At 43.6% G+C, this 21203-nt stretch carries 17 protein-coding genes; 10 read left to right on the forward strand and 7 right to left on the reverse strand.

The window, feature by feature from the left end; translation table 11 throughout:
• Window positions 1-19 precede the first annotated feature (19 nt).
• The 3 genes from H70737_RS07465 to H70737_RS07480 form a co-directional block, all read right to left on the reverse strand.
• Window positions 20-934, reverse strand: a complete 915-nt coding sequence (locus H70737_RS07465) for an ArsR/SmtB family transcription factor (RefSeq protein ID WP_042186033.1) — start codon at window positions 932-934, stop codon at window positions 20-22.
• Between the two features lie 172 nt (window positions 935-1106).
• Window positions 1107-5855, reverse strand: a complete 4749-nt coding sequence (locus tag H70737_RS30180) for a LamG-like jellyroll fold domain-containing protein (protein ID WP_197071273.1) — start codon at window positions 5853-5855, stop codon at window positions 1107-1109.
• Window positions 5856-6316: 461 nt separating this feature from the next.
• Window positions 6317-7222: an ArsR/SmtB family transcription factor gene (locus H70737_RS07480; RefSeq protein ID WP_042186035.1), complete on the reverse strand. Its 906-nt coding sequence runs from the start codon at window positions 7220-7222 to the stop codon at window positions 6317-6319.
• A 275-nt stretch (window positions 7223-7497) separates the two neighbouring features.
• Between H70737_RS07480 and H70737_RS07485 the strand changes: the two genes are divergently transcribed.
• The 4 genes from H70737_RS07485 (at window position 7498) to H70737_RS07500 (ending at window position 11732) form a co-directional block, all read left to right on the forward strand.
• A complete protein-coding gene (locus H70737_RS07485) occupies window positions 7498-8742 on the forward strand; it encodes an extracellular solute-binding protein (RefSeq protein ID WP_042186037.1) in 1245 nt (414 codons plus the stop codon).
• Window positions 8743-8821: 79 nt separating this feature from the next.
• Window positions 8822-9700, forward strand: coding sequence for a carbohydrate ABC transporter permease (locus tag H70737_RS07490; protein WP_042186039.1), 879 nt, complete (start codon window positions 8822-8824; stop codon window positions 9698-9700).
• A 54-nt stretch (window positions 9701-9754) separates the two neighbouring features.
• Window positions 9755-10666 (forward strand): carbohydrate ABC transporter permease, encoded by a 912-nt coding sequence (locus tag H70737_RS07495; protein ID WP_042186041.1) that lies wholly within the window; start codon window positions 9755-9757, stop codon window positions 10664-10666.
• Between the two features lie 103 nt (window positions 10667-10769).
• Window positions 10770-11732 carry a glycoside hydrolase family 43 protein gene (locus tag H70737_RS07500; RefSeq protein ID WP_042186042.1) on the forward strand — a complete coding sequence of 321 codons (963 nt, stop codon included), beginning with the start codon at window positions 10770-10772 and terminating at the stop codon, window positions 11730-11732.
• Between the two features lie 95 nt (window positions 11733-11827).
• On the opposite strand, the gene H70737_RS07505 is transcribed toward H70737_RS07500, so the two are convergent.
• On the reverse strand, window positions 11828-12640 hold the full coding sequence (locus H70737_RS07505) for an ABC transporter permease subunit (RefSeq protein ID WP_042186044.1): 813 nt from the start codon (window positions 12638-12640) through the stop codon (window positions 11828-11830).
• Window positions 12637-13524 carry an ABC transporter ATP-binding protein gene (locus H70737_RS07510; protein ID WP_042186045.1) on the reverse strand — a complete coding sequence of 296 codons (888 nt, stop codon included), beginning with the start codon at window positions 13522-13524 and terminating at the stop codon, window positions 12637-12639. The genes H70737_RS07505 and H70737_RS07510 overlap by 4 nt, the downstream gene beginning before the upstream one ends.
• Before the next feature lie 166 nt (window positions 13525-13690).
• Between H70737_RS07510 and H70737_RS07515 the strand changes: the two genes are divergently transcribed.
• The 5 genes from H70737_RS07515 to H70737_RS07535 all read left to right on the forward strand — a co-directional run bounded on the left by H70737_RS07515 (window position 13691) and on the right by H70737_RS07535 (window position 17983).
• Window positions 13691-14290 carry a TetR/AcrR family transcriptional regulator gene (locus tag H70737_RS07515; RefSeq protein ID WP_042186046.1) on the forward strand — a complete coding sequence of 200 codons (600 nt, stop codon included), beginning with the start codon at window positions 13691-13693 and terminating at the stop codon, window positions 14288-14290.
• A 78-nt stretch (window positions 14291-14368) separates the two neighbouring features.
• On the forward strand, window positions 14369-14998 hold the full coding sequence (locus H70737_RS29695; RefSeq protein WP_197071274.1) for a transposase: 630 nt from the start codon (window positions 14369-14371) through the stop codon (window positions 14996-14998).
• A 296-nt stretch (window positions 14999-15294) separates the two neighbouring features.
• A complete protein-coding gene (locus tag H70737_RS07525) occupies window positions 15295-15888 on the forward strand; it encodes an RNA polymerase sigma factor (RefSeq protein ID WP_042186048.1) in 594 nt (197 codons plus the stop codon).
• Complete coding sequence (locus tag H70737_RS07530; RefSeq protein WP_042186050.1) at window positions 15854-16993, forward strand: DUF4179 domain-containing protein; 1140 nt, start codon at window positions 15854-15856, stop codon at window positions 16991-16993. The genes H70737_RS07525 and H70737_RS07530 overlap by 35 nt, the downstream gene beginning before the upstream one ends.
• Window positions 16994-17098: 105 nt before the next feature.
• Window positions 17099-17983 carry a DUF5643 domain-containing protein gene (locus tag H70737_RS07535; protein WP_231573476.1) on the forward strand — a complete coding sequence of 295 codons (885 nt, stop codon included), beginning with the start codon at window positions 17099-17101 and terminating at the stop codon, window positions 17981-17983.
• 123 nt (window positions 17984-18106) lie between these two features.
• Here the strand turns inward: H70737_RS07535 and H70737_RS07540 are convergent, their stop codons facing one another.
• Together H70737_RS07540 and H70737_RS07550 are read right to left on the reverse strand one after the other, a co-directional pair.
• Entirely contained in the window at window positions 18107-18304 is a 198-nt protein-coding gene (locus tag H70737_RS07540) for a hypothetical protein (RefSeq protein WP_042186054.1), read from the reverse strand.
• Between the two features lie 647 nt (window positions 18305-18951).
• Window positions 18952-20448 (reverse strand): amidase, encoded by a 1497-nt coding sequence (locus H70737_RS07550; protein WP_042186059.1) that lies wholly within the window; start codon window positions 20446-20448, stop codon window positions 18952-18954.
• Between the two features lie 216 nt (window positions 20449-20664).
• Between H70737_RS07550 and H70737_RS07555 the strand changes: the two genes are divergently transcribed.
• Window positions 20665-21132 carry a MarR family winged helix-turn-helix transcriptional regulator gene (locus H70737_RS07555; RefSeq protein WP_042186061.1) on the forward strand — a complete coding sequence of 156 codons (468 nt, stop codon included), beginning with the start codon at window positions 20665-20667 and terminating at the stop codon, window positions 21130-21132.
• Window positions 21133-21203 lie beyond the last annotated feature (71 nt).

The raw sequence follows: 21203 nt of genomic DNA on the forward strand, positions 1-21203 counted from the left end.
ACGGGAGATGAATGCGGCTTTATTCATGGGTATCTGTGTAGAACAGCTCAACGATTAGATCATCATTATAGTTGCCAAAGCCTTTGCCAAAAAGGGTAATGCCGCCAATATGCTCGGCCTCTTCATCGACGGAAAGCTTGAAAGTCCATTGCTTGTTGCGAATGTTCACTTGATCCAGCGTAACGTCGGACAGTTTCAGGCCGTCCATAAACGTGCCTTTAGATGTAATGCGCAGCTGCTTAAGAAGGCCGTATTGATTCGTGAGTGCTGGCCACCAAGCTGGCGTGTATTTACCACGTCTATCTCCGTAGTCACCCGGACTTGTCCAGAATCCAAGCTGTACTCCGTTCAGTGTGAAAGTGATGTCGGAGGGCCAATTATTATTAATGGAAGGCGCTTCGGAGGCAATCTCCATCGTAATGATTAGCTCCTCGGGCTGTTGACTGGAGAGAAGGAAGTTAGGAATTTTATATTCGATATACCCTTTGCCGAACCAGAGAATACCAGCATTCATACGCTCGAGATCCCAGAAATAACGGGGATCATCAAAGCTGCCAATCACTTGCTCTGTAGTGGCAAGACCGCAGGTAGGCTCGATCATGAAGTCAGAATAATGCCCAACAGGAATCTCCTTGCGGTAGCTTTTGCGCTCATTAATTTGTCTGCCTGGAAAGGTGATCTCGGCGCTTTCAGCAGCCAGCGTACAGATCTTTTGCAGACCACTTCGTCCAGGTGCCATATGTGTCTGGATAAGTCCTGCAGCTTCTAGCTTACGCACATGCATTGTCATAATGGCGCTGCTCAAATTTACCGCTGCGGCCAATTCCTTGACATTCATTGGGTTCTCGGCAAGCAAGCGCAGCAGGTGCAGACGAACTGAACTGGCTAAAGCTTCGTAGACGGGAAGAGATTCTTCCGACAGGTCAAGTTTCATAGATGGCCTCCAATTTAGTTCAAGACGTATAGTTAATGATTATATTATTTAAATGCTTGTTTTACAATACGAAGGTGAGAAATTTTATGGGCGCTCATTCACTTTGATCGCGTGACTTAAGATAAAAAGAACGGAGCCTGAGGCTCCGCTCTCTTTCCAAATGATGATTCTCTTAATTTACATTTGAGTTATATTCGGTCAGTATTTCGTCTGATTTGAGTGCTCTGCTGTAAATCTTCAGTTCATCAATCATTCCCTTATAAGGTACGTCCCAATAGTTTACACCAAGAGTGAACACACCATTCTTGTTCTTAAACACATTCGGGAAGCCCTCACCGGAGAATTGCTCAACTCCGTCGAGGTATACCTTCACGGTACCGTTGTTGACCGTAAATGCTACATGCGTCCATTTATTCTCTGGAATCTTCATAGCGGAAACAGCATCATACCACGCCTCGCCAGACCATAGCAGTGTTTTACCTGCGCCGTTCTGTGGAACGAAGCTAATCCAGCTGTTTATCGAAGCAGCACCGAAGAAGGTTGTTGTTGCATCAGTAAGCTGCTCAGGGTTTAACCACATAGATACGGTATAGGTATTGCTGTCAATTAATCCATTAGGTAACCGGATTCCGGAAACACCGTCAAATACTGCTGCTTGATTAGTGATACCGTTACCGTAAGTGATGTTACCTACAGTTGGAGCCTCGATTTTTATTCCCGTAACCTGTCCAGTACCGACCAATTGGAGGGAGTCATCAAGGTTTCCATCAAAAGCATAATAGGCTACTTTTCCATCCGTAACGTTTACCTTATAGTCTGCTGAGACACCACTGCCATCAGCCGCAGTGGCTGTAATCACTGCTTCGCCACCTACCGTTAGTGCGGTTACGGTTCCGGTTGTAGCATCAACTGTAACGGCGCTAGGATCACTAGAACTCCAAGTAAGTTTCTTATTTCCGGCATTGGTAGGAAGTACTTTTACTTGAGGGGTAAAGGTATTCCCCACAGCCACATCCATTTCAGCATCACGGATGGTTATCGTACTTACTTTAATATTACTGTCAGGCTCACCGTTTACCAGCAAGTCTACAGCTTCAGCGGAAAGTGCACTTTCGTAGATACGCAGGTTATCAATCAAACCTTTGTATGGGATATCCCAGTAGTTTACACCCAGGGCGAATACTGTATCTGCACTGTTAAATACATCCGTAAATCCTTTTCCAGTGTACTTCAATACTCCGTTCACATACAGCTTCACAGTCCCGGCATCGTAAGTGAAAGCTATATGCGACCATTGGTTAACTGGAATCTGCATGCCTGCTTCTGCATCGTGGAAGGTTTGGCTACCAAACCACATCCGGGTAGTAGCTCCACCGTTTCCATAAGGCAAGAGACTAATCCAATTCGTATCTGTTGTAGCACCAAAGAAGGCTGTAGTGAATTGAGTCAGTTCTTGTGGGTTAAGCCACATGCCTATTGTGTAGGTGTTGCCTTTAATCAAACCATTTGGTAGGCGAATACCGGAGCTACCGTCGAATTTAGCTGCAAGACCAACTTCACCTGTCTCATAGGTGATGTTCCCACCAGTATTGTTAATCCGATTGCCGGTAATTGTACCCTTATCAGTACGATCTCCGTTCTCTGAAAGATCTCCTTCAAAATCATACGCTGCCACCAAACCGTCTTCCAGTATATTTCCAGTCAGTTCCATTACAATGATAGTAAAGGTCTTAGTTGCAGTAGACTCACCCAGCGCAATCGTAGCAGTAAGTTCAATCGTTGCGTTTCCAAGTCCTTTTTCAGGACGAACAACTGAACCATCGTTTCCTACTACGGCTTCATTGGAAGACGACCACGTAATGACTGTTCCTCTAACGTCCTCAGTTGGGAGCGTAAGATCTTTGTATACTTTACTTGTGTTGCCCAAGCTTAAACTATCTTTAACATTGGATACAATTTGATCTGTGCTCAGCAGTTCAATTTGGCTGCCCCAGACGGTAACACCCTTATTGGACATGGCTGTGAAAGTCATAACATTGCTCTGACGAGTGGAATCCCATTGTTTTACGAATACACCTTTGTAGAGATTTTGTACAGCAGCTCCGTTTTCTATTTCATTGATGAGCAGGTCGGCGTAATACTCTCCTTTTAGCTCCCAAGAACCGGTTACGGACCCTGTAATGGTTCCATCACTTCGCAGTTCGATAGCTGTTGTGGATTTAATTTTAGCAGAAGTATCTTTCCCGTGATTCACGAACTGGTAAGCTCCAATAACATCTTCCTGCATAACGGCTGCGATAGTTTCACCAGTGTAACGATGAGGAGAAGTGAGCGGCCATCCATCTTCGTTGGTGAACATTTGATGCACACGAAGCTCATGTGTTTCACCACGCTGCGGGAAGCGAGTGTGGAAGAAGTTGAATATTTTACCCGTCTCTTCATCATAATTGACTGAATTATGGCCTGATGCAACATAGCCGTAAGTTTGGAAGTCTGGATCACTATTCACGTTCGTGAACATGAAATTACCAAGAACTTTGTTGCCAATGGCCGAATGATCATTGGTCGTTGCCAGCACTGCACTTTGTCCGGCAGCATCCACATAAGGACCATCCGGATTCATTGAACGGAATTGACGCATATTGTAACCACCGTCGGACGCAAGTCCTCCATAAGTTACGTATAAGAAGTAGTAACCTGTATTTTTGTCGTAAATGATATACGGACCTTCGCCCGATTTGGTCATACCACCAGAAATATGGGTACCGAAATACCGGTCGATTAGACGTCCATCAGCGGTCGTTCCATCTTTACCCGGATATTTTGGCTCGCCGGTAGTTGGATCTATTTCTAGAATAAATATACCGCCTGACCATGATCCATAAGTCATCCACAGCTTGCCGTCTTTATCGTAGAATAACGTCGGGTCAATTGCGTTTGTATACGTTTTGTTCTTATATGAACCGCCTGCGTCAAACCAATCTGGGTTGGCATCTTCTAGTGTTCCGTTATCAATAAGCTTTTGAATATTTGTGTTTGTCCATTTTTTGTTAATTTTGCTGTTAGTATCGTAATCTTCTTCCTTGGTGAAGCCGGAATAAATTACGGTATTTCCATAGGTATAAGGACCTTCAATATTTTGTGAAGTGGCAAAGCCAATCGCTGAGCGGATGTAAGTGGAAGAAGCACTGTAATACATCATGTAAGCGCCAGTGGTTCCGTCCGCATTCTTATAATCCTCATTCCAGAAAACGTCTGGAGCCCATATGGAGAACCCGCCTTTACTGTCAGAATCGTTCTCTCCAGCCCATTTAAAGGATTCTGCCAGATTCGCGGAAAGATCACCAAAGAGTACGTTGCCTGGTGTTGTATAACCATTTGTGAAACGAGTCCAGTTCAGCAGATCATCCGATTTGGCCGCATCGATATGAGACCCGAATACATAATACGTTCCTTTGTCTACAGCCACTGACGGATCATGTACAGAAACATTGGTGAGTGCTGGTGCCGTTGCTGACGGACCCGGCGTAGCAGTAGGAGTCGCTGTAGCTGTAGGAACCGGGGTAGTAGTAGGTGTAGCAACAGCGCTGCCGTCCGATCCACCAGAACCTGAACTACCAGAACCAGACGTTGCCGTAGCTGTCGGAGTAGGTGTTTCAAATTTGATTAAGTTATTATATTTACTGTCAAAGCTAACCTTCCCGGTGCCTTGGATAGTAATCATATCGTTTATACCAAGGATAAGATTCTTGATTGCTGCACCAGCATCTACACGCAGCTTGGCTAATTGGTTCAATGTAACTTCAGTAATATTGCCTGCGGCTAGATGTAGTGTAGGCACTCCTACCGCTCGTACCTCAGCAGAATCAAAATTTCCTCTCAGCCTGATGATTGAATCGTTCGGGAGCGTATTCTCTATAACGACCCGGCCGAAGCCTGCTCCCGTCAAAGTAGTATCTTCCTCAAGCATTACACCGGAATGTACACGTACACTTGGTACGGTACTCGTTCCTTTAGTAACGACGCGGAGTTTCCCATTACGCTTATCTACAACCATGTCACCTGCATTAGAGTTACTAAGTACGATACTATTTTCGCCGCCGCCGGATACGAATATTGTTCCTTTAACAGTGACGTTATTCAGCGTGATATCACCTTCTGCAATACCTTCGGTAAGGTACAGGTTTCCGGAGATGGTGGAGTTGTTCAACTCAACACCCGGGTTAATAATTACCATATTCTGAGTGGTAATCCCCGTATAACTCCCGCTCTTAGAAGTGATTTCCCCGGCCAACTTCTCAATCATACGCAGTGCTTCCGCTCTTGTTACGGCTTTTGCGCCTTTAAAGCTGCCGTCACTATAACCATTCAAATAACCTTCACCAAATAAAGATAATACAGCTTCTTGGCTCCATGAGGGTAAATCTTCAACATCTTTTGGTGCAGAGGTATTTGCAGAAGAATTGAGCTGGAATAGTCTGTGCAGCATAACCGCGGCTTCTTGACGACTTACTACCTGTGTTGGTCGGAAGGTGCCATCGCTATATCCTGATACATATCCTGCAGCCGAAGCTTTCTGGATATCGCTGTAATAAGCACCTGACTCCAGTACATCCATGAAGGCGATTTCTGATTTTTCCTGCAAATTAAAGACCCGATTGATCAATGTGACCCATTCCGCGCGGGTGATCTCTTGATTAGGTTTGTAAATTCCATTTCCATAGCCTGAAATCAAGCCCTTATCCACCCAGGATTGAAAATCTTTCTGTGCCCAGTGGCCTGAATAATCGACAGCCTGTTGTTGCGTGGATGGTGGGATTGTTTTGGAATCGCTTGCAGAAGCTGCTGAAATGAATGGTGCAGGTACTAGCAGCGTGAGTGCAAGAAGTGAAGCGGTTAGCTTACGAGTTGTTTTCCTCAAATTCATGATCCTCCGATTCTATTGATTAGAGATTGCGGCGGTACGAAAAATGTAAAACGCTTACAATAGAGCTACTAAAAAAACGTTTTTCACAAATCAAAATGGATTTGTTTTATGTTTATACAAACCATATCGTGGAGAACGTTTTATATTGATCTCATTTTAAGCATGATATTAGCATATAGTCAAATAGAAATTTATGAAACAATGAATCTATTTATATTTTTATTAACAAAAGGTAGTTGGGTTTGGATAGCGTATGAAAAGTACTGCAGATTACTACTGGAGTTGTGGAAAGTGAAAGAAGGTGGGAAATGTGGGCGATAAAGAGATGGATAGGGGAAAGTGATAACTGGTTCATATCACAGTACAGATAGGGGGGGCTAATGAAGAATAAATACTAATTAGTTGTTCGCCCCCATGAAAGAACCAACTTTGATACATTTGCATACTAGAAGATTTTAAAGGTAATACATTTTGAACATGATATCTTGATCATGATTTCCGAATTTTTTTCCGAAAATTGTTGCGCCTCCGACGTGTTTTGCATCTTCCTTCACTTCGATCCGGAAAGTCCATCGGTCACAGGTCGTATCTAAATCCTCAATCGAAACGGAAGACATGGGGTCACCGTCAATGTATGTTCCATTGTGATTAGTAATTCTAATCGTTTTTAGTAATCCATACTGGTTAATATTGTGCGGCCACCACTCAGGTGTGAATTTACCTCTTGCATCAGCAAAATCTCCAGGGCTTGTCCAAGTACCTAATTCCAAGCCGTTCAATGAAAAGGTGATGTCTGAAGGCCATACGTCATTGGCAAATGGAAATTCGGAAGAAAGCTCTAAGCTAATTTCAAATTGCTGCAAGGTTTCATCTTTTTTTAGAAAATTGGCAATGTTGTATTGAACATAACCTTGGGTAAACCATAGAATCTCTGCATCGACTCTTTTAGAATCCATGAAATACTTAGGTTCGTCTACTCTGCCGATAAACTCTTTCTCTGTGGCAAGTCCGCATGTAGGCTTCAGATCATAATCCGTATAATGACCAATCGGCACCGATGTCTCATAGGAGGCAAAGGAATGAAAGATTTTTTTAGGGAAGTTGATCTCAATATGGTCGACTCTAAGAATTGAGATTTTTTGCATTCCGGATTTACCAGGAACTTTTTCTGTTTTTATGATTCCTGCATCTTCTAACTTTTTAATGTGTTTTGTTACGATGGGACTGCTTATTTTAAGTTCTTCTGCCAAATCTTTGATGTTCATCTTATTTTTGGAGAGTAACTGAATGATTTTTATTCGTACTTCACTTGCCAAGGCTTCATAAACAACGAGAGAGGACTTGTCTATTTCCAATTGCATTTTATCCACTTCTTTCAAAGTAATTTCATATACTGTAAAGTTTATTAATCTCTATATAAAGTAACACGAAAGGTAACTGAAGTAAATAATATATCGCTTTCATCTCGTCTTAATGAACTAAAAGGTTAACTAAGTTTTAAAAAAATCTATTAAGTTTATTTAAAAGTTATTGACTACGCTTTCAAAGCGACTGTATACTAAGTTTAAGTTAATCGTTTCCAACAAAGTTAATGTGAATGATTATCTTAACATTACAGCTGCAGGGGGAGAGAGTAATGAAAAAGAAATTTGGAGTAGTATTAGCAACGGTTCTAATGTTAACGACAGTGTTAGCAGGATGTGGTGGTAAAGATGATAGTAAGACGATTACGTTCTGGACACCGCTGACTGGTGATGATGGTGCTTATATGGATCAAATCGTTAAAGAGTACAATGCAACGAATCCAGAGATTAAAGTGAAGCACGTTATTACAGCTGATATGTACACGAAAATTTCTACCGTTTTGGCTTCCAGCAAAGGTGTTCCTGATTTAGCAATTATCCACGCTGACCGTGTTCCTGGGTTTGTTAAGCAAGGTGTCTTAGAACCCATGCAAGATACTGTATTGCCGGCACAACCTGAACTAAAAGCTGAAAATTACTTACCACAAGCTTGGAACACTGGTAACATCGACGGAACACAATACACAGTACCTCTTGATATCCACAGTAACGTAATGTATTACAATAAAGATTTGCTCAAGAAATATAATGCTGAATCTTTCTTGGATGATAACGTTGTTACGATTGATGAAATGCTTTCCTTACAAGGTAAATTGGATGAAGGCGACTATGTAGTTAATGATGCCTTGCTCGGATGGGTTATCCTGGCTCAAATTCAAAACTTGGGCGGAGATATTCAGGTGGACGGCAAACCGGCTGTTAACTCCCCAGTATTTAAACAAGCCTTTGAAGATGTTAAGAAAATTGCTGATGCTGGTTTGATGACTCCATTTGGTGAAGACGGTTACTTGATGTTCCAATCCCAAAACGTACTCTTCTCCACAGACGGAACTTGGAGTTCTACCGCACATGCTGGAGTTGAAGGCTTGAACTTTGGTGTGACTAACATTTATTCTCCAACCGCTGATAAATTCACGAATAGATCTTCTTCTCACTTGTTCGCTATGCTTAAGAACGATAAGAGAACAGATGAAAAAGAAGTAGGGATTGCTAACTTCTTAGAATATGTGCGTACAAACTCAATGGAATGGGCAAAAGCTGGTCAAAACGTCGCAAGTAACGTAGTTAACCAAAGTCCGGAATACCAAAACTACATGCAATCCTTCTTTACTTCTAATGAAAAAGAAATTGAATCCCTTTACATTTACACATATGAGTACTACCCATACATTGCAGAAGCAGTAGATACTTATTGCGCAGATATCGTTCGCGGTAACGTTGATTTAGATGAGACCTTGGCAACCATGCAGAAGTTTGTAGAAGATAAGATCGCAGAAAGCAGCAGTGCAGCGAAATAAAGCGAAATAGAATAGATTGTACGAAGTAATGTGCCGTATATTGGTGCATTACTTTGTGCAAAAGGAGAAATGAAATCCTATGAAAAAGAAAATAAACTGGGCACCTGCCTTCTTTGTAGGTCCGCACGTCATTTTGTTTGCTGTCTTCATTTTATTGCCAACGATTTATGGGATTTATGCTTCATTTACAAAGTGGAATTTAATGAGTGACCCGGTATGGGTAGGCTTTGATAACTATAAGGCCATTCTTTTTGATGGCAAATCAACGTTTCATACTCAATTTTTCAGAGGTCTGAAAAATACTTTGATCTTTGTGGGTCTCTCTGTTCCATTATTAATAGTTATCCCATTAATGGTTGCTGTTGCACTAGAACATAAAAAAGTTAAAATGAAGAGCTTAATTCAATCTATTCTTTATATTCCGGGCTTGATTTCGATTTCTGCGGCTGCACTAATCTGGCTTTTGATCTTTAATAAGCAATTAGGGATTACTGGTAATCTATTCGGATCACAAATTGCTTGGCCTGCAAATCAGCCGTATGCGTGGATTATCATCATTGTAATCACACTATGGGGCGGTATTGGGGGCAACATGATTATTTATCGTGCTTCCTTAAGTGGCGTTGCGCAAGAATTATATGAATCAGCCGAGCTCGATGGTGCGGGTTCAATTAAAAGATTCACAAGTATCACCTTGCCATCTATTCGTTTTCCATTAATCTATACCTTTGTTATGACAACTGCCGGAGCCTTCAATGTATTCGGCCAACCGTTAATGATGACTGATGGCGGGCCTCGACAAAGTACACACGTACTCATGATGTATATTCGTCAATTAGCTTTCGGAAACGGTGAATCCATTGCAGGGATGGCATCGGCGATGGCAGTGTTATTGGGATTAGTAATCTTGGTGATCTCAGCGCTGCAATATTATGTAATGAACCGAAATGCTACATAAGGTTCTAGGGAACTAATTGATTAACAAGGAAATGGAAAAGGTAGGTGTACTATAATGTCAAATCAGGCGGTAAATGGCCTAGATAATCGTCCAGTTGTAAATAGAACAGGCAAAGTAAAAGGATCATCCAATGTTAGTATTTCAAAATATGTATCATATGCTTTTTTGCTTATCCTTTGTGTGATTTGGATTATTCCAGTAATATTCGGGATTTCCACGTCTTTTAGATCACAAACGGAAGTGGTTTCCTCAGGCTTTAGACTATTTCCTGAAACATGGGTTTTTGAGAACTATGTTACGATTCTGAACAATACTTCTACAGCCCCAATTCTACGTTGGTTAGGCAATTCATTGTTTATCGCTACAACCCACACGATCCTGGTCGTTATTGTGATTTCGATTACAGGCTTTGGTTATACCCGTATTAACTTTAAAGGAAGAGACACACTGTTCTTTACTTTGCTTGGGATCTCCTTTTTCCCGGGTGTAGTTAACTTAATTCCTTCTTATAAAATTATCGATTCCTTAGGCTGGGTGAACACTTCTTGGGCAATGATCATTCCCGGTCTTGCGGGTATGGGGAATATCTTCTTGGTCAGACAGTTTATGAACGGTATCCCAAAAGAATTAGATGAGTCTGCAAAAGTTGATGGTGCAAGTGACTTTAGAATTTTCGCGCAAATTATATTGCCGTTAGTTAAGCCGATTCTGATTGTTTGCGGATTGTTCTCCTTTACGGGATCTTGGAATGACTTCCTCTGGCCGGTTATCGTGTACACAGATGTAGACAAAATGCCAGTCACAGCTGGGTTGCTCTTGCTACAAGATATCTACGGAAACTATCGTATGATCGGGCAATTAATGGGGTCGGCAATCTTGGCGATCGTTCCAACCCTGCTGTTATTTATATTTGCTCAAAAATACTTCGTTCAATCTATTAACTTGAATTCAGGTATTAAAGGGTAGATCAAATGAACATAGCTTAAATACACCTTGCCTTCTTATAAGGAATGGTGTGTTTTGGTGACCCATAAAATTAAAAATAAAGAGAGATATAGGAGTTGTCATCATGAGAGAATTCAATGCGAAAAATCCGCTTATTGAGCAAAGGGCAGATCCATGGATCTATAAACATACTGATGGTTATTATTATTTCATAGCTTCGGTTCCGGAGTTTGATAGAATCGAGCTTCGTCGTTCTGAATCCATTCAGGGATTAGCTGAGGCTGAGGGTAAGACCATTTGGGTTAAGCATGAAACAGGCTTAATGAGTGCCAATATTTGGGCGCCCGAGATTCATTATATTGATGGAAAATGGTACGTGTATTTTGCAGCTGCACATACCTCCGATACGAAAGATGGCTTATTTGATCATCGCATGTTTGCCATAGAAAACTCATCCGTAAATCCATTAGAAGGGGAGTGGGTGGAAAAGGGTCAAATCAAAACGAAATGGGAATCCTTTGCCCTGGATGCAACCACTTTTGAACACAGAGGGGTTAGATACTACGTATGGGCACAAAAGGATCCTGATATCCCTGGTAATTCTAATATGTATATCTCTGAAATGGAAAATCCTTGGACGTTAAAAGGAGAGCAGGTGTGCATCACCACGCCTGAATATGATTGGGAAAAAATCGGCTTCCTGGTGAATGAGGGTGCGGCAGTTCTTAAGCGGAATGGACGTATTTTCATGACTTTCTCGGCAAGTGCAACAGATCATAACTACTGTATGGGGTTGTTAACCGCTGATGAGGATAGTGATTTACTGGATCCGAAATCATGGGTCAAAACACCAGAACCTGTGTTTACAACTTCTGAAGAAAACGGTCAATATGGACCGGGACATAATAGCTTTACAGTCTCAGAAGATGGCAAACAGGATATCCTAGTGTTCCATGCTAGAAGCTATAAGGAAATTGTGGGAGACCCATTATATGATCCTAATCGGCACGCGCGTGTGCAAGTGATCCAGTGGAATGAAGATGGAACGCCAAACTTTGGTGTCCCTAGACCGGATACGAAATCTTAAAATAATGCTTCTCTAGTGTGAAGAAGCTTATTATATTCTTCTATATGAAAGAGGGACGCTCCAGTAGCCACATGCTATTGGAGCGTCCCTTAATCCTATAATGGAAGATCCCGTCGTCTGAACAGTTCGATCCCTATGGCAAAAGCGAGAATACCGATCAACAGTAACCAACTAGAAACCTGAATAATCTCCACGTTTCCTTGAACGATTTTACCAGGCTGATAGAAGGAGAACAAGGTCATGTAACGTAATCCCTCCAGTTTATCGCTTATTTTGCCTAGCAGATCCAGAGTGAAGAATCCGAAGGTGATAGCGCCGGAAATTCCAAGCGCTTTTTTCTCATCATTACAAACCGAGGATACGAGGAAAGTGAGTCCCCCCACGGCAAAAAACAATAAAAACGCTACGCTATTCAGCTGAGCGAATCGGCCGCTATTAAATTCATATTCACTGCCGAGGAACCATGCTTTACCTAATAATCCGGCGAGTGTGGTTACGCCCATAATCAGGAGCAATGCTGTTGTGAGTACAAGCGCCTGCGTGGTAGCTACTTTTCTCCGCGTAGTTGGTGCTATCAGAAGATAAGCCATAGAGCCACGATCCACAAGTCGAGCCATGAGCTGCGTCGACATTTGTACACATACGATGGATAGAATCAGTACCAGAATAAGTCCATAATATTCTCCTGAGATAAAAGCCTCAGCACTGGTAAATCCGCTGTTTAATCCAAAGGCTTTACCTACACCTTCCGGCATAGCTTTAATGAGGTCATCAATGGCTTGTGTGCTTCCGGCGATCCCTGGATATAGCCAGATCATAAACAGAATATAGAAGGCAGAACCGAAGGCGTAATTCATAATGCCTTTGAGGTTCACCCTCATCATTTCTTTATAGAGTGGAAGATTCATTGCACGGCCCCCTCACGGTCATAATAGTCCATGAAAATGTCCTCTAGATTCTGCGTGAACACATCCATACTGCGGATATTATATTTCCCGGTCTCCTGAATGAATCGATCATAATTCCCCTGAACGGCAATGCGGACCATATTCCCTTCACGTGCTTCCACCTGCAGGCCGGAGGCGGCGAATTGCTCTGCATCTTCGCGACTCGCGAAAACAACCTCAAACAGCTTCCGTTGCATCGATTGTAATTCGTGGATATTTTTTATAGTGACAATGCGTCCTTCTTTAATGATTGCAGCTCGGTCACAGGTGCGCTCAATTTCTTGAAAGCTGTGAGAGGACATTAGAAAGGTGGTTCCGGCTGCTTTTTCCTCCAATACGAGATCTATAAATACCTTTTGCATAAGCGGGTCGAGTCCCGAGGTGGGTTCATCCAGAATAATAACTTCAGGATTGTGCATAAAGGCTGCGACAATACCGACTTTTTGCTTCATTCCCTTTGACATTTTGCGGATCGGAGTTGCGGCGTCAAATTGCAGTCGTTCAATAAGGTGGTCGCGTTTATTAGTGTTCTTCATCCCTTGCATACCAGACATGAACTTAAGGAAGGAAAGGCCCGTCATCCCGTCAAAAAAGTTGATTTCACCGGGGAGATAGCCAATATGCTTTTGGACTGTGCCTTGTGCTTTCCATACATCAAGTCCATGGATGCTCGCATTACCTTTGTCCGGCTTCATAAATCCCATGATATGTCTTATGGTCGTAGATTTACCCGCGCCATTAGGCCCCAGAAAACCAAATACCTCACCTTTATTAACGGTAAACGTAACATCTTCGATTCCTTTGCCATTCGAAAAACGTTTGGTTAAGCCTTCAACTACAAGCATGCCGCCACCCCCGCTGCAAAATAATGAACTATTACTAATTGGATATTTCATATGTTATATTATTCCTAGTGAATAGTGAAGTCAATGGAATTATGAAATAATTGATAATAAATATTTCATTAAATTTAAATAAGCGCACTATATAATGAAGTTAAGGGTGGATAGCATGAATGGATTTGAGAAAAGAGCCGCTCAAATAAAACTCAAAATTATGAAGACTACGATGGAGATGCTCAAGAGCAGTGAGCCCAAACGTCTCCGGATCGCAGACATTGCGAAAGAGGCAGGCGTCTCACAGGTGACGATTTATAATTATTTTGGCAGCAAGGAAGCACTGCTTGGTGAGGCCTTTAAGGATTTTATAGAGAAGGCCATTCGCGAATTTGAAGATTACATTCATGGAGAGCATTCTCTAAAAGAGATTATTGAATATATTATGACGATGGAGAGAGAAACCTACAGTTCATTGTCTCCTACGACTGTGAAGGAGCTTATGATTGAGGACCAGGAAATGTTTCATTATATTGAAGAACGTTACACAAATGACGTTTTACCATTGATGGTCAAGATGGTGGAGGATGGCAAAGCACGAGGAGAAATTTCAAATAAAGTGTCCACCAAAGGGATACTTTCATTTATAGGAATGTATATGCGAAGTTCGGGAGAAATGCTAGATGAAGCCAGCAAACAAGAAGAGATAGATGCCTTCCTGGAGGAAGCCATCCATCTCTTCTTCTATGGCATTTGCGGGCGTGAGCAGGAGTAGCGTGAGCTTTGTTGTATTAATAGTTGAAAAATGATCGTAGATTACGCTAACAGTGATTTATCAAAAGATTTTGTTCAAATGCGAATAAATAAAATAGTAGATCCATTGTATACTAACCAAGATACTAAGGAGTTTGCCATTTTTAATGGAAAAGCTTCGGGCACTATTGAAGAAGGAACAACTGACGATTTGAAAGCATTTACTTCTAATGACTTCTCGGCAGGTTTCTATGTGAATGCAGAGCAGCGGATAAAGGATGCCCGAGGAGCAGCGAAATACATAGGGGGTTATTTAGCGCGACCGGCGATTGCAGAGTACCGGGTGGTCAGCTACGACCACCACAAGGTGCATTACTGGTACGAAGATCACCGAACGGGGAAACGGGTGGATGTGGTGTCGCCGGTGATGAAGTTTATCTACGATCTCGTGCAGCACATTCCACCGAAGCATTTTCGGATGGTGGGTCGCTATAGTCTATACAGCCGGGGGAAAAACAAAGAGTCACAGAAGGTGATTAATCTGTGGTGGTACATGATCCATAAACAAATCGAGATGACCTTTCCTGTGAAAGAACGAAAGAAGAAGAACTACCGTCAGCGGATGCTGGAGAGCTATGGGCGAGACCCGATGCTCTGTCCATGCTGCAATCACCGGATGTTGAGCCGTGGGAGGAAGAACCAGAGGTATGGATCGATTATGTTTGCGTAGAATGTGGGACGGTAGATCCTGTCCCTGAATTTATAGTGGGAGAGTGTGCCTACGACCTGGAGTCTGGAGAATCCCCAGAGTTTGTCTCTGTAACGGAACCTTGGTGAATAACTTTCTAGCCAGCGGACAAATAACCGCTGGCTAAAAAGTTATTCACCCGTTAGGGTGATTTTGTTCGTATATGTAATTAATCTCACTGCGTTTGTAGTCCCTAATCTAACTGCATATTAAAAAATAGTGTCACAAAATAGCATTACGAGATTGTTATATAGGTAAACAAGAAAGGAGGTGAGCTCTTGCAGCCAACCATCCCCGGGGAAGAGGAAGGAAAATGGAATGCTATTGAAGCGGTTGTAGAACAGGTCAGAGCAGGAGACAAAGAGGCATACAGTGCGATCATCATCCAGTTTGAACGGCAAATGTATACCTACTGCTATTATATCCTGAAAAATCATGCGGAGACGGAAGATGCCGTACAGGAGATCTTTATTCGCGCCTATCAAAATCTTCACCAGTACAGCAGGCAAGTATCCTTCTCAGCCTGGCTGTATAAGATGGCATACCATCATCTAATCAATTTGAAGAAGAGACAGAGCCGCTGGCTTAAGCTGATCGATCATTATAAAGAGCAGCAGCCTGTGCTGCAAATCTCCCGTCATGAGTCAGAGGTTTATGAGCTTTTGACTTTTCTCACAACTGAAGAGCGTCATATTTTACTCCTTAAGGCAGTAGAGCAGTACACCTTTGAGGAAATAGGCGAAATCATGGGCCTCAAGTCCGCAACCATACGGAAAAAATATGAACGATTGCGCCGCAAACTGATGGAATGTAAAAGCCGAAAAGGAGAGATAGCACATGGGACATTCGCCGGAACAAACGGAATTCGCTGAAATGAATGCCATCGAACAAATGATTCGTGAATCGTCTTTACCAAAGAAAAGTATGAGTTATCAAATTATGAATACGATTGGAGCGAGTGAATTGAAAAGAACATCATCCGAACCTAATTTAATGAAAAGAACAGCAGTAGTGGCCGCAGCAGCAGCCATCCTAGGTGCAGGTGTGGTGGGTACGGGATTTGTATCACCGGCAATGGCTTCAACGTTAAAGCAAATTCCTATTGTTGGAATTCTCTTTGAGGGAACCAGCAACGAAGCTTTGGATACTGCCATTAAACAAGGAATCGTAACAGAACCTAACCTGAGTGTAACCCATGAAGGAATCACGCTGAAGGTAGCTAATTTACTTTATGATGGAACCCGGTTGTCCTTCGTTTTGGAACGTGAAGGCGTAGATTTGCCGAATACAGGCTCTCCATACCTTTTTGAAAAAGATGTTGAGGAAAAGGATCAGCTTAAAGGTTATATTAAAATGCCAACGATCCTCGCTAACGGACAAGCCATTGAATATGGCGGAGGCAGCTTTGGCGACTCGCCTAGGCAGAAGAATGCTTATGTAGTTGAAGTGACTAAGGGTCTAAATTTGCCTGACCAATTCGAGCTGACCATTCAGGCGAATGTCACACAGGTGAAAGAAGCTTTTGAATTCAAGATTCCTGTGAACGTGGAGAATAAATCGATTGTTGTGAAACCAGAGGCCTCCAAATCTGACGGACAGTTCAGTTATACCGTTAAGCAACTGGATATTTCGCCGGTGTCCACCCGTTTCGTTCTGGATAGTAAGGGCCAAGTACCACAATCTCCGGGGCAAACCGGTGATTACAGCGCCAGTATGGTCTATTACGAGCTTGTAGACGACCAAGGAAATGTCGTGAATCCGAGCAGATTCGAGTATTTCAACAGCGAACCCAAGACTGAATATCAGATTGATCAACTGTTTTCTCCTTTTGCTGGCACACCTAAAACGATTACAATCAAGCCATTTACTCTTACTGTGAACAACAAGGATTGGAGCGTTGTCGGCCAAGGAAAGAACAGTGTGGGTGAGAAAACATATCTGAAAGATCTGGAATTGACCATTCCTGTTAAGCCTTAATCCATTAGAGAAGGGGACAGTCCCGCAGGTCATCAATAATGACCTGGGGATAGCTCCCTTTTTCTTTTCATAAAAAATAGGACAGGAGCTAATCCATTGAATTCTATGAAACCTGAATTGAGAAAAAAATTCGCTGGAGCAGCATTGGCAGTAACGTTGGTAATGGCAGTCACAGGCAGCGGGTTCCCTTCAACCGTTAGTGCCGAGACCTCCGGGCAATCTGCCAGTTCCAATCTAGCGATTACCCACGAGGGCGTAACGCTCAGTATATCCAAAGTAATGTTTGACGGGAACCGTCTTGACATGGCATTCCGGCAGGAGGGAGGCACTGTGGGTAAGGGGATCATTATTGATATCGCGCAGATCCCGGTTTTGTCTGTTAATGGGAAAAGGATGTTATATCTTCCCTATGTGACGTCTATGCCGGAAGATGAAAGGGCAGCTTTGCTCTCTTTCAACATCCCCAAAGATGGCAAACCGCAGCTCGCGGATGAATTCAAAATGACGATAGAGGTGTACACCAAGAGCGTCAAGGAGCCATTTACCTTTACCGTCCCGGTGAAAAAGCTGAATAGTCTTGCAACCTTGCAGCCGGGTACAACTCAAAAAAGCGGGGATTTTAGCTATACCGTGGACTATTTCCAGATGACGCCGTTAATGATGGAACTCAAGCTGCACAGCAGCGGGAAAGTTCCTGGAGCAGCCAAATCCAAAGGGCGTTCAAGCAAGATGTTGTATGACATTGCCGATGAGAAAGGAAATCTAATTCAGGCAACCGTCAGCGACATCGACATCAAGCGACCGATCACAGCTAACATTAAAGAAGACCTGTTCTATGCAGCCTCCTTCAAAGCAGTGCCGAAAACCATCACAATTAGGCCATTTACGTACACCATAGACGCTAAAGGAGACATCCTGAAAGACTCAGGAAAAAAATGGATCAAGACCTATTACAAGGACTTGGAAATGAAGATTGCAGTTGCTAAATAACAATCTTACAGGTGAGGGGAATTCACGCTGATACCAGCGCGGGTTCCTTTTTTATGCTTGAGGGATTCCAATATAGGTCAATCTCTGGGTGGTCGGCGAACTCTGGGCTGCTCGCTGCAGTGCTCACCCGTGGCCATTCCTGCCTGCAGGAGTGCCTGCAGTTATTTTCGGGCTCCCTGGCTCAGTGCTGGCTCGCGGATCCGCCGCAGATGCTGCTGCTGCAAGTTGCAGCACAACCAGGTGATCGGGTTTTTGATCCGCAGCATCCGGCGCTCTTCCGGAGGCGGATGCACCAGGACCGGCGAACGCCTGGCAGCTCACTACAGTGCCCACCGGTGGCCATACCCGCCGTCTGCAGGAGTGCCTGCCGCAGTTCCCGGACTACCCGGCACGGTGCCGGCTCAGCGATCGGTAGCAGCCGGCGGCTTCCGGATGTGGATACCGCGAACGGGCATACGTCAGGCTGCTCGCTGCAGTGATCACCGGTGGCCATACCTGCCGTCTGCAGGAGTGCTTGCAGGTATTCCCTGGCTACCCCGGCGCTGGCCGGTTCGCGGATCCACCGCAGCTGCTGCTGCCAATACATTCCTGGTGAATGGCAAGCTGAAGCGCAATCCAACGACCGGCTTATCGATCGGCAGCCGTAAAAGCATGCTTTTGTGGACACTTTAAAAACGTCTGTTATTATGTTCCAAAATGTGGTCGGGAGCTGGGCATCGAGGAACGGTTTATTTTTGTGGACAAGCTAACCAGAATCATTAATTTATTAATATATATCTGCTATACATTAGCGCTAATACTATTATCTATTTTGATCCAATCATAGTCATTGTTTGGCCATCTCATTTTGATTTGATTCAAATCTTTATCGATCTTCCTACGATCATTATATTCTCAATAGGATCGAGCATAGTTAAGTAATAGAACTATGATCCTCAATTGACTTAGCCACCACTTCATGAATTTCATCATGGAAAGAGCGGATTCCCTGTCATCCCTACCCACAGCTCGGATTGTTCAAGATGGGCTGCAAGCTGAAGCAGTAAATCTTCCCGGCCTTTAGCAGCCATTACCTGTACCCCCAACGGTAGACCCTCTTGCGACATATGGACGGGAACGCTCATAGCTGGCTGACCCGTCAAATTGGCGAGCTGGGTGAACGGTGTGTAGGTTAGGCTTGGTTTAAACATAGCGTAAATCATTCGCTCTTGTTCCTCTTTCGGCAATTCATGTACATGCAGAAGTTTTTCGATTTCAGCAGAGCTATGCGTTAACTCGCCAATCTTAGGGGCTGAATCCGCATTTGTTGGTGTGATATACAGATCGTAGCGGTTAAGCAGACCTGCCATTTGTGCGGCTGCAATATCCCATTCATCCAGACTATGCACAAATTCTGCCGCAGAGACTTTTCTTCCGGCTTCCCCAAGGACCCAAGTAACGATATCGACTTCACTGGAAGTAATGGAACGTCCCATCATTTTTTCCAGCGATACGAACATCGCTGCCACTTCGCCAGTATTCATCGTATAGTAATTCTCCATCAGCCTAACACCATTTACTGGACTTAGCTTTTCTTCAACTTCATACCCCTCAGCTTCGAGCCATTTTACAGTTTTGAGCACAGCAATGACTGCTTCATTCGTTACAGGAGTGCCTACTGGAGAAGCTGTTGTGAACGCTATGCGCAGTTTTCGCTGTGCTGGCTTGAATAGATCGTCTAAATAGACGCCCGGATATAGAGGTGTTTGAAAAGCAGCCTCTGGCTGCACAACCTGTAGTAGATCCAGCATGGCAGCACTATCGCGTACGGACCTTGTCAATGCAAAGTCAATAGAAGCGCCTTGCCATTGACGACCGACACCTGGTCCTACTGGAGTACGTCCACGGGTGGGCTTCAGTCCGAACAAGCCGGTGAACGAGGCAGGGATACGGATCGAGCCGCCACCATCACTAGCACCCGCTGCCGGAACAATACCAGAAGCTACAGCTGCAGCTGCACCACCACTTGAACCGCCGGGGGAATATTCGGGATTCCACGGATTACGTGCCGGGCCATGAAGGACGTTCTCGGTAATGTTTTTGAGGCCGAATTCTGGTGTATTCGTATGTCCAAGCGGAATAAATCCGCCGTTTCTGATTCGTGCTACGTAGTTCGAGTCACGTCTGGCAATATTGTCTTTCATAAGCAAGGCACCCGAAGTAAGAGGTTCTCCAGCGATAGCTTGGGAGATATCCTTGAGCAGAAAAGGAACGCCGGCAAACGGGCGAGTGCTATCATGAACAGGCATATCGTCAGCTTCCTTAAGAGCAGCTTCTCTACGAGTGCGCACGACTGCATTAAGAACTGGATTGACTTCATCGAGCCGAGCGAAAGCGGCTTCGACAAGCTCACGAGGGGAGACTTCACGTGCTTTGACAAGCGAAGCAAGCCCTAGAGCGTCATATGTAGAATAAGAAAAGGACATGATAGATAACCTCTTTCGAATAGGCGTGAATTGCCTGTATTTTATATATAACAATGTATCATTTATCGTCAGTAAAGGACGACCAAGCCCTTTCTTCTGATCCCATTATACATCTCGATAGTAATGATTTGAAAATGGATATCTGACATCTATCAATTCTTTTTTATGCCCGATTAGGCTATACTTAGTGTTAAATGGATCTTATGGGGTGTACTGATGAACGAAGATAAATATCAGAATGTTGATGGACTAATGGAAGCTTTCCAGCAATTTGCCAGGATGAATTGGCGTAAAACTACAGTCTGGGGATTGAAGCCAAGTGAGGTTCGGATGTTGGTTTCTTTAAAGCTCGGCAAGGAACGGGAAGGGAAGAAGGGCCAGACCGTATCAGATATCAGCAAGTTTCTTAAAGTCACTTCTCCTACGGTTACACAGATGGTCAATAGTCTGATTGCACAGGGATATGTAGTGCGTTCTGCCGATGCCCAGGATCGCCGAATCAGTGAGATCACGCTTACGGAAAAAGGAGAGCATTTGGCCGAAATGGCCGTGACGAAATCCCGAAATACCTTTAAAGGCATGATTGATTATATGGGTAGAGAAAAGACAGATTCGTTAATGGAGCTGTTAAACGAAGTCTACGATTATTTCGAAGAATTGAACGATCAACCAACCGAATCCTAATCTCCTTCACATAAAAAAGAGATGCCGCACAGCCAAAGCTGTTTACGGACATCTCTAATGTATATTTATTT

This window comes from Paenibacillus sp. FSL H7-0737, from assembly GCF_000758545.1.
GTDB lineage: Bacteria > Bacillota > Bacilli > Paenibacillales > Paenibacillaceae > Paenibacillus_AQ.